Source organism: Actinomyces sp. oral taxon 849 str. F0330, assembly GCF_000239715.1.
In the GTDB taxonomy this organism is placed as follows: Bacteria; Actinomycetota; Actinomycetes; order Actinomycetales; family Actinomycetaceae; genus Actinomyces; species Actinomyces johnsonii.
Genome location: NZ_JH470348.1, coordinates 161,200 through 171,180 on the forward strand (window position 1 = coordinate 161,200; position 9,981 = coordinate 171,180).

A 9,981-nucleotide genomic window follows, 5' to 3' on the forward strand; every position below is an offset into this window, starting at 1 on the left:
GCCGTACCCCCTGAAGCCGCCGCCGGATCCTCCCCTGCCGCACCCCCGACTGCGACCGCCAGCGCGAACACCAACATCGCACTCATCAAGTACTGGGGAAAAGTCGACGAGGTGCAGGCCATTCCGGCCACCTCGAGCCTGTCCCTCACCCTCGGAGGGACCCGGACGACGACAACGGTCTCCTTCGACGGCGGGGACGGCGCCGCGGATTCGGTGACGATCAACGGCTCCTCCTCCAGCGGTGCGGAGCTGGCGCGGGTGAGCCGTTTCCTCGACCTGGTGCGTTCCCGTTCGGGGATCACGGCAGCGGCGACCGTAACTTCCCGGGCCTCGGTTCCCCTGGCGGCCGGACTGGCGAGCTCGGCCGCGGGCTTCGCGGCGCTTGCGGCGGCCGCCTCACGCGCAGCGGGCATGGACCTCGACGACCGGGAGCTTTCCCGGCTGGCCAGACGCGGGTCGGGCTCGGCGACCCGCTCCATCTTCGGCGGGCTGGTCCGTTGGAACGCGGGCCACGACGACGCCTCCTCCTACGCCGAGCCGGTCGCCTGCGAGATGGACCTAGCGATGGTCGTCGTCGTGCTCTCGAAGAGTGACAAGCCCATCAGCTCGACCCGGGGCATGCGGGCCACGATGAGTACCTCCCCCCTTTTCCCCGCCTGGGTCGAGGCCAGTGGGAAGGACCTTCAGGTGGCTCTGGAGGCGGTCCGGGCGGGCGACCTGGAGCGGCTCGGGGAGGTTGTCGAAGGCAACGCCCTGGGCATGCACGCCACGATGATGGCGGCCCGCCCGGGCATCATCTACTGGCTGCCGCAGACCGTTGCGGCGCTGCACGGGATCCGCGCCATGCGCCAGGAGGGCCTGCCCGTCTGGGCGACGATCGACGCCGGCCCCAACGTCAAGATCCTCACCAAGGGCGCCCGCGCCGAGGAGGTCGCCGCCGCGCTGCGGGACCGGCTTCCCGCAGCCGCCGTCTCGGTGAGGCGCCCCGGCGGTGGGGCGCGTATCGAGGACGGCCCATGACCCCGGACGCCGACGGCGTGGTGTGCAGGGCGCCGGGCAAGCTCTACATCGCCGGCGAGTACGCCGTCGTCGAGCCCGGTCACCGAGCGGTCCTGGTCGCCGTCGACCGATTCATCACGATCCGTCTCACGCCTCGCGCCTCGACCTGCTCCCCCGCCGACGAGCGTGCGGGAACGATCCGCTCGGTGCTGTACGCCACCAGCTCCCGACCCTGGCGCCGTCGCCCGCAGGACGGCCTAGCCGAGGCGGTCGGAGAGGATGACGACTACGTGATCTCGGCGATCCGCGTCGTCGAGGCGCTGGTGGCCCAGGGCGGCAACCGGCTGCGGGCCTTCGACCTGGACATCTCCAGCGAGCTGGACGACGCCAGCGGGCGCAAGCTGGGCCTGGGCTCGTCCTCGGCGGTGACCGTGGCGACGGTGCGAGCCGTTGCGGGACTCTACGGGCTGGGCCTCGACGACCTGAGCGTGTACAAGCTGGCGATGCTGGCCAGTGATGCGATCGAGCCGATCGGCTCGGGGGGCGACATCGCTGCCAGCGCCGTGACCGGCTGGGTGGCCTACACCTCACCCGACCGCTCGTGGCTGCGCCAGGCCCGGCAGCGGGCGGGGGCCGGCGGCTGCGTGAGCGGCCTGGTGAAAGCCGACTGGCCCGGCCTGAGCATCCGCCGCTTGACGCCTCCCTCCTTACGGCTTCAGGTGGGGTGGACCGGGGCTCCGGCCTCCACGCCCGCCCTGGTCGCCGGCGTCCAGACGGGCTCCCAGGACTCCGGCGGCTCCTACGCCGCCTTCCTGCAAGACAGTCAGGACTGCCTGGCTTCCTTAATCGCCGCCATCGAGGACGACGACGCTCGCCAGGTCATGGCCGGCATCGAGCAGAATCGGATTCTTCTGGCCGGGCTCAGCCGAATTAGCGGCCGGGTCATTGAGACTGCCGAGCTGACGCGCCTGGTCGAGATCGCTCGCGGGCACGGGGCCGCCGCCAAGAGCTCGGGGGCCGGCGGCGGGGACTGCGGGATCGCCCTGTGCCCACCGGCCACGGATATTGCCGCCATGCGCACCGCCTGGGAGGCGGCCGGTGTCCGACCACTGGAACTATCGGTCCACAGCCGGGGCCCGTCCACCGACTCCCCCGCCGACGCTCCCACCGATTCTCCCACCGACTCCCCCGTTAAGGTCGCCTCATGAGTCATGAGCCCACCGCCTCGCAACGGGCCTCCCGCAAGGACGAGCACCTGGACCTGGCGATTCGCCTGCACGGTCAGGATCGTACGGGCGCCTTCGACGACGTCTCCTTCATCCACCACGGCCTGCCGGGCATCAGCGCCGAGCAGGTCGATATCGGCACCACCGTCCTGGGCTCCCGCTGGGAAGTCCCTTTCTACATCAACGCCATGACCGGTGGTACGCGGGCGACGGCGGCGATCAACTCCGACCTGGCCGAGGTGGCCGCCGATGCCGGTGTTGCGATCGCCTGCGGCTCCCAGCACGTCGCCCTGCACGATCCCGAGCGGGTCGACAGCTTCAGTGTCATCCGTCGTCGGGCTCCGGGTGCCTTCGTTCTGGCCAACGTCGGCCCGACGGTCGGCCCCGAGGAGGCGATGCGGGCCGTGGAGATGCTTCAGGCCGACGCCCTGCAGATCCACCTCAATGCGGCCCAGGAGATGGTCATGCCCGAGGGCGACCGCGACTTCACCGGTTGGAGCGAGGCGATCTCCGCCATCGCCGCGGCCGTGACCGTCCCGGTAGTTGTCAAGGAGGTGGGCTTCGGGCTCTCGCGCCGGACCATCGAGGCACTGGCTCACACCGGCGTCGCGGCCGTCGACGTGGCCGGGTCGGGCGGCACGGACTTCATCGCCATCGAGAACGAGCGCCGCCCGCGGCGCGACCTGTCCTACCTGATCGGCTGGGGGCAGCCGACGGCGCTGTGCCTGTTGGAGTCGCTGGCGGTCGACGACCCGGTCGACCTGCCGGTACTGGCCTCGGGGGGTGTGCGCAACCCGCTCGACGTCGTGCGGTCGCTGGCCCTGGGGGCGTGCGCCGTCGGGGCCTCCGGGCACTTCCTGCGAACCCTGGTCAAAGAGGGCCCCGAGGCGCTGCGGCAAGAGCTGCATACCTGGAGTGAGCACGTGCGCACGCTGATGACTCTGCTAGGGGCTCCCGATGTGTCGCAGCTGCGCCGTACCGACGTGTTGGTCACTGGGCGCACCGCCGAGCAGGCGCGTGCGCTCGGCGTCGACCTGGGCGGGCTCGCGCACCGCCGCGAGCAATAACCGCCCACAGGCAGACTCGTCAAGGGGGATCGACCCCTCCTCATAATGTTTCGATCGATTGATATGGTGCGGATATCGGGACCCGATGATCTCCCCACCACCGATGTCTCGAGCACTCTCGAGGCCGGCGCCACCGGCCAGGGCTCGGCAGCCGAGCCTTACGCGACACACCACAACAGACGTGCGGCGGAGGCTCGTCCCCAGCCTCCGCCGCCTCCCGTTGGAAGGCCTCAGGCCAGAGCCGCCAGCGCCTTGACGATGCCGGGGGCGGCGTAGAGGGACATGAACTGCACTCCATAGGAGACGCCCAGGCGGTTGAACGACCCGCATGCGATCCCGACGAGCAGGACCCCGAAGACGTTAGCCAGACCCGCCTTCTGGTCGGCGTCGATGTAGGCCAGCAGGACGACGAAGGCGACGAACAGCGCCAGCACCGCCTCGTGGGGGATGCGACGCATGACGAAGTAGGTGATCTGCGAGGACCAGCGCACGGCGATGATGTACGTGATCGCGACCGCGACGAGGGCGCCGAGGGACACGGTGATGATGAACCAGGGCAGATCCAGTAGGTGGTGCAGATTGTGCTGCTTGGTGTAAACCGACCCGGCATTGAAAAGTGGCCCGGCGGGGCCGGCGGACACCCCGGAGATCGGGACCCCGAGCGCTACCAGCGGGATGATGACACCGGCTAGGTAGGTCGAGTGGGTCAGGGCGCTCATGACCGTCACCGCACGCTGTGCGCGAGGTACTCGGTCCTCGTTCTGACGGACCACGGAGGCCTCCCCCAGCAGGAAAGTCAGGCCCACCGGGCTGAGGATGAACAGCGGGGTGGACGCGGCGGCCATCGCGGCGCTCCACCAGCCCTCGGACCTCGTGATGAGGCGGCCCGGCCACAGCGCCTGCCGGCCGAATCCGGAGCGCAGCAGCTCCGCCTTGGTGCGGCTGCCGTGGGGCAGCGCCTCCCGGCGCTTAGCGTTGAGGAGCTCAAGGAGGGTCAGGAGCATGGGCCCCACGGTGATCCCGAGGAAGAAGGAGGTGTTGACACTGGCCTTCTCCGGGATAATACCCGCGCCCCGATAAAGCGCCGGAAGCGCCTGGAACAGCAACGCCATAGGAAGAATCGCCACCAGAGAGAGAATGCGGTTCTTCCCAAGCAGGGCCAGAACCACGGCACCGGCAGCCAGAACGATATCGGAGTTGGACTTGATCCAGTCGGCCATGGGCAGCAGCAGACTAGCAAGGAGGAAGCTCAGGGGAATGGAAATGAGGGTTCCGATGGCCGAGCCCACGGCCATCTTCCGGATCGTGCCCGAGGCCAGACCCTTGTCGCGCAGCACCATGGCATGATCCATGAGCGGAGCGGACATCACTCCGCCAGGAAGACCGACCAGCGCCGTCGGGATTCCATTCATGAGATTGAGCGTGACAACAGCGGAGACAAAGAATGCGAGTACCACGTGCGGCGGCGCTCCCGCGAGGATGATCGCAAGGGTGACGGGTGCGAGCACCCCCGTCTCGTCGGTACCAGGGATGAAACCGATGAAGGTGTAGAGGACCACGGCCGCCAGAATGGCTGCCACCATCATGAGAAGAAGGCTCACAGTCACTGATCTCCGCCTTCACTCGCGCCGGCGCTCGGCTCATCGACAATGACGACCTCTCGCTTGGGGCTCACGAGGAAGCAGCAGGCGATAAAACCTGCAGTGGATGCTCCCAGTCCCCAGAACAGCGGCTTCCCTCCGAAAAAGGAGGAGAAAAGTACCGCTGCGACGATGCATACCACCGATATCAGGAGACAGATGAGCAGGTCTCTGGGTGAAACGAGGTCATTCCAGACCTCGATATTATTCTGACGCTCCGTGCTCCCGGAGTCGGCTTCGACCGTATTGCGCACGGTCGGTGATCGTAGACGAGTCGACTGAGGCGCTCCATATGTTGTTCACCATGACTTTGCAGGCACTCTGTAACGAAACGGCATCGTCTCGACTTTCCGTCTTACAGCAGCACGGTGGCGAACAGGCCCACCTGTTCGAACCCCAAGGAGCGGTAGAGCGCCAGGGCTGGAGTGTTGTAGTCATTCACGTAGAGGCTCACGACGCCGTCGGCCCCGACATGGTCACGGCGTACGGCGTCCACCACACCGGCCAGGGCGATCGCCCCCACACCTTGTCCACGCAGGTCGGGGCGCGTCCACACGCCGGTCAGCTGGGCTACGCCGCCGGCCGGGGAGCGCCACAGGGCTCCGACGTCGGCCTTGAAGGCCACTGCCCGGGGTGAGCCGGGCCGGACCGGCCGACCCGCGCCGTCGTCGAGAACGATGTAGCTGCGCCCCTGCTCGATAAGCCAGTTGACGTGGCGACCGTATCCGGGCCCGTCAGCAGTGGGGTCGTAGCCGAGCTCACCGCTGAACATGTCCACCGAGGCCGGCAGCACCAGCCCCGCCTCGTCGGGTCGGGCGGGGCGGACCGACCGGCTCACCCAGGTCAGTGAGGGGCGACGGCGCACGTGCGTACTCGTCACGCCTCCGCCCGCGCGCGGGGCGGCGAGGACCGGCTGTCGCCAGCGCTCATGGCGGGCGCGCGTTCCCTGCTCGCTGAGTCCGCCCCATACCGCGGCGACGTCCCGGGCCGGTCCCGAAACGGATCCGCGCCTCGATAGACGGGGCCCGGCGTGCTCGGCGAGCGCCCGGATCTCGCCGACGTCCGCCGCTCGCAGGCCGTGCTCGGGGCGGCCAGCCAGACCGAAGAGCATAAGGGAGCCGACTGACCAGGCGGCCGCGACGGGACGGGCCAGGCCCCCCCACGGCGACGACATCACCGCGCCCCCATCTGGGCCATCGCTGCATCTGCTGGACCAGGCTCACGGCGCCGACCGGGTCGAGGGAGCACAGCGACATGACGCCCGCCACCTGGTCGGAGGGAACCGGTGTCAGACCGTCGGCGCCGTGCTGGGCGCGCCCGTGATCGCGGTGTCGCAGGAAGCTCATACCCTTTTAAGGCCCGGGCGGGCGCCCGACGGCCCCGCCCCGCCGGCCCTCAGCCGACGGCGGAGACCATGGGGGTGGTTCCGGCCAGGGCCTCCTCCCCGAGTTCCTCGGCCATCCCGGCCGCTAGGGCCTCTGCGTGCTTGAGAAGGGTTTCGACGACCTGGTCCTCGGGGACGGTCTCGACGACCTGACCGCGCACGAAGATCTGCCCCTTGCCGTTGCCCGAGGCGCAGCCCAGGTCCGCCTCGCGGGCCTCACCGGGGCCGTTGACGACGCATCCCATGACGGCCACGCGCAGCGGCGCGGTGACCTTCTTGAGCCCGGTCTCGACCTCCTCGGCCAAGGTCCACACGTCCACCTGCGCACGGCCGCAGGAGGGGCAGGAGACGATCTCGAGCTGGCGCTCTCGCAGGCCCATGAACTCCAAGAGCTTGGTCCCTACCTTGACTTCCTCGACCGGCGGCGCGGACAGGGAGACGCGGATGGTGTCGCCGATCCCCTCGGCGAGCAGGGTGCCGAAGGCGGCGCAGGACTTGATAGTGCCCTGGAAGGCTGGGCCTGCCTCGGTCACGCCCAGGTGGAGGGGCCAGCGGCCGGCTTCGGACAGGAGCCGGTAGGCCTGCACCATGGTGACGACGTCGTGGTGCTTGACGGAAATCTTGAAGTCGTGGAAGTCGTTCTCCTCGAACAGACCGGCCTCCCAGGTGGCGGACTCTACGAGGGCCTCGGGGGTGGCCTTGCCATATTTCTTGAGCAGGCGCTTGTCGAGGCTTCCGGCATTGACGCCGATGCGCAGGGAGACGCCGGCGTCGGAGGCGGCCTTGCAGATGTCGGCGACCTGGTCGTCGAACTTGCGGATGTTGCCGGGATTGACGCGCACGGCGCCGCAGCCTGCCTCGATGGCGGCGAAGACGTACTTGGGGTTGAAGTGGATGTCCGCGATGACGGGAATGCGTGACTGCTTGGCGATGATCGGCAGCGCCTCGGCGTCCTTGTCGGTGGGGCAGGCCACGCGGACGATGTCGCAGCCCGCGGCCGTCAGCTCGGCGATCTGCTGAAGGGTGGCGCCGATATCGTGGGTCTTGGTGATGGTCATCGACTGCACGGTGATGGGGGCGTCTCCGCCGACGTTGAGGCTGCCGACCCTGATCTTGCGGGTTGGTCGGCGCTGCGCCAGAACCGGGGCCTGGGCGCGCATCGTGGGGATGCCAAGAGCGATCGCTTCAGTCACCCGACCAGTATGTCACCCGCCCAGCCCGGCCCTGTACCGCAGGCGTGTGGCATCGCTCCCGCCGGTGTGGGAGCACCCCGTCATCATGGGGCTCACAGCGGAGCGGCGATATCCACCCATACCAGGACCAGGGCCATGACGATGAGCAGGCCGAAGACGACCTGGCCCGCCGGGATCATCTTGGCCGTGTCCACCGGTCCCGGATCGGGCTTCCCCTGCGCCTTGGCGATCATGCGCCGGATGCCCTCCCAACAGGCTCCGGCCACGTGCCCGCCGTCGAGGGGCAGCAGGGGTACCAGGTTGAAGGCGAACAGTGCCAGGTTGAGGCTGCCCAGCAGCATGAGCATCGTGCTGAACCTCATGGACAGCGGAACCTCCCCGCCTCCGGTCGCACCGCCACTGGTGGCCTGTCCGGCCATGCGCCCCATGCCCACCAGGCCCACAACGCCGCTGTCGGCGCTGCGCTGCTCCATGCCCAATCCGGCCTGGACGGCGTGGTAGAGCCCCACCGGGAGGGTGGCGATGGCCTTGACCGTGCCGCCGACGGCCTGTCCGATGAAGCCCGGTATCTTGGCCGGGCTCTGCGGAATGGTTCCCAGGGAGGGAGCGATCCCAACGTAGGGACGGGCCTCGGTCCGCACGGCGCCGGTGGCGTCCTTGACCGGGGCGCCCTGGGAGTCGCGGACGGTCCGCTGGGCCTCGACCGCTGTGACGCTGACGGTACGCGTGGCACCGTCGCGCTCGATGACGACCTGGGTGGGGTTGGTTCCTCCGGCGGCGATCCGGGCCTGAAGTTCTCCCCAGGTGGAGACCTCCACCCCGCCCCAGGAGACGACCCGGTCGCCTGTCTTGATTCCGGCGGCAGCGGCCGGACCGGCCGGGTCGGAGTCCTGACAGGGGACGTTCGCATCGACGTTGGATGAGACGCAGGGCTCCACCTTCGACAGCGTGGTCGTGCGCCCCGGGATGCCGACCGCGCCGATGGCGATCGCCAGAAGTAGGATTCCCAGGACCAGGTTGGTGAGGATCCCGCCGGCCATGACGATGAGCTTCTTGGGGACGCTCAGGGTGTAGAAGGCGCGGTGCTCCTCGCCGGGCCGGATCTCCTCGAGGGCCTCGGCGCGCGCCTCGCCGACCATGCCGAGACTTCCGTCCTTGCGGCGCCGGTCCGGCCTTCCGGGTTTGGCCGGCGGCAGCATGCCGACGAGCTTGACATAACCACCCAACCAGAAGGCCTTGACGCCGTACTCGGTCTCGCCGCGCTTGACCGACCAGATCCTCGGTCCGAAGCCGATGAAGTACTCCGGGACTTTCACACCGAACTTCTTGGCCGGGATCATGTGCCCGAGCTCGTGGAGGGCCACCGAGATACCGATCCCGATGATGAGGATGACGATGCCCAGGATGTAGGCCAGGGTGGTGCTCACGAATGAATTCCTCCGTTTCGTGCCGCGATGAGCTCGTCGGCGCGGGTGCGCGCCCAGGTCTCCACCGCCAGGACGTCGTCGAGGCTCGGGGAGGCGAGGCCCTCGTGCTCGCCCAGGACGGTGGCGTCAATCTCGACGATGTCGAGCCACTCGATCCCGCCACCTAGGAAGGCGGCGACGGCCTGCTCGTTGGCGGCGTTGAGGACGGCCGGGTGGGTGGGTGAGGCCGCCACGGCGCTGCGGGCCAGGTCGACGGCGGGGAAGGCCTCGGAGTCCAGCGGCTCGAAGGTCCAGCTGATCGGCTCGCGCCAGTCGTTGGGCGCCACTAGGCCGGACAGGTCGGGGCGACGGGGCCAGGTCAGTCCCAGGGCGATGGGCAGGCGCATGTCGGGCGGGGAGGCCTGGGCGATGGTGGCGCCGTCGGTGAACTCCACCATGGAGTGGATGACGGACTGGGGGTGGACGACGACGTCGATCTGCTCGGGCGGCACGTCGAACAGGAGGTGGGCCTCGATGAGCTCGAGTCCCTTGTTGATGAGGGTCGAGGAGTTGATGGTCACCACCGGCCCCATGTCCCAGGTGGGGTGGTTGAGGGCGGCGGCAGCGCTGATCCCGGTGAGCTCCGCGCAACTCCTGCCGCGGAAGGGGCCGCCTGAGGCGGTCAGGACAAGCCGTCTCACCTCGCTGCGTTCGCTGATGACCGCGCTGGTCAGGCCCTTCTCGTGGCGGCCGCTGGCGAGGGCCTGGGCGATGGCGGAGTGCTCGGAGTCCACGGGGACGACCTGGCCTGGTCGGGTCAGCGACTGGCGGACCAGGGCGCCCCCGACGACGAGGGACTCCTTGTTGGCCAGGGCCAGGCGGGCGCCGCTGCGCAGGGCGGCCAGTGTGGGCAGCAGTCCCACGGAGCCCGTGATGCCGTTGACCACCGTGTCATCGGGCCCGAGCCCTGCGGCCTCGACTGCCGTGGTAGCGGCATCGGGGCCGGTGAGGATCGTAGTGACCGGGTCGGGACGGCCGGCCGCCGTGGCCGCGGCCACCAGGGCAT

8 protein-coding genes and 1 pseudogene are annotated in these 9,981 nt (G+C 69.1%); 3 read left to right on the plus strand and 6 right to left on the minus strand.

Going from position 1 to position 9,981, the window contains the following annotated elements:
* The 3 genes from mvaD to fni all read left to right on the plus strand — a co-directional run.
* A partial coding sequence (gene mvaD / locus HMPREF0975_RS00680) for a diphosphomevalonate decarboxylase (RefSeq protein ID WP_009232156.1) occupies window positions 1–1,020 on the plus strand: 1,020 nt, incomplete at its 5' end.
* On the plus strand, window positions 1,017–2,207 hold the full coding sequence (locus HMPREF0975_RS00685; protein ID WP_009232157.1) for a phosphomevalonate kinase: 1,191 nt from the start codon (window positions 1,017–1,019) through the stop codon (window positions 2,205–2,207). The genes mvaD and HMPREF0975_RS00685, both read left to right, overlap by 4 nt.
* Entirely contained in the window at window positions 2,204–3,292 is a 1,089-nt protein-coding gene (fni, locus tag HMPREF0975_RS00690) for a type 2 isopentenyl-diphosphate Delta-isomerase (RefSeq protein ID WP_009232158.1), read from the plus strand. Before HMPREF0975_RS00685 ends, fni begins: the two co-directional genes overlap by 4 nt.
* A gap of 230 nt (window positions 3,293–3,522) precedes the next feature.
* Here the strand turns inward: fni and HMPREF0975_RS00695 are convergent, their stop codons facing one another.
* The 6 genes and pseudogenes from HMPREF0975_RS00695 to HMPREF0975_RS00720 form a co-directional block, all read right to left on the minus strand.
* Window positions 3,523–4,899 (minus strand): tripartite tricarboxylate transporter permease, encoded by a 1,377-nt coding sequence (locus tag HMPREF0975_RS00695; RefSeq protein WP_049939303.1) that lies wholly within the window; start codon window positions 4,897–4,899, stop codon window positions 3,523–3,525.
* The gene (locus HMPREF0975_RS00700; RefSeq protein WP_009232160.1) at window positions 4,896–5,186 is read right to left on the minus strand and encodes a hypothetical protein; all 291 of its coding nucleotides are present in this window, start codon (window positions 5,184–5,186) and stop codon (window positions 4,896–4,898) included. Before HMPREF0975_RS00700 ends, HMPREF0975_RS00695 begins: the two co-directional genes overlap by 4 nt.
* 101 nt (window positions 5,187–5,287) lie before the next feature.
* Window positions 5,288–6,278 (minus strand): annotated as a pseudogene (locus tag HMPREF0975_RS00705) (GNAT family N-acetyltransferase).
* A 49-nt stretch (window positions 6,279–6,327) separates the two neighbouring features.
* Window positions 6,328–7,509, minus strand: a complete 1,182-nt coding sequence (gene ispG / locus HMPREF0975_RS00710; protein ID WP_049939304.1) for a flavodoxin-dependent (E)-4-hydroxy-3-methylbut-2-enyl-diphosphate synthase — start codon at window positions 7,507–7,509, stop codon at window positions 6,328–6,330.
* A gap of 92 nt (window positions 7,510–7,601) precedes the next feature.
* Window positions 7,602–8,936: a M50 family metallopeptidase gene (locus HMPREF0975_RS00715; RefSeq protein ID WP_009232163.1), complete on the minus strand. Its 1,335-nt coding sequence runs from the start codon at window positions 8,934–8,936 to the stop codon at window positions 7,602–7,604.
* On the minus strand, window positions 8,933–9,981 hold a 1,049-nt coding region (locus HMPREF0975_RS00720; protein ID WP_009232164.1), incomplete at its 5' end, for a 1-deoxy-D-xylulose-5-phosphate reductoisomerase. The genes HMPREF0975_RS00720 and HMPREF0975_RS00715, both read right to left, overlap by 4 nt.

Coding starts and splice junctions, on each gene's coding strand:
- HMPREF0975_RS00685 (WP_009232157.1), top strand. CDS start 1,017: ATGACCCCGGACGCCGACGGCGTGGTGTGCAGGGCGCCGGGCAAGCTC.
- fni (WP_009232158.1), top strand. CDS start 2,204: ATGAGTCATGAGCCCACCGCCTCGCAACGGGCCTCCCGCAAGGACGAG.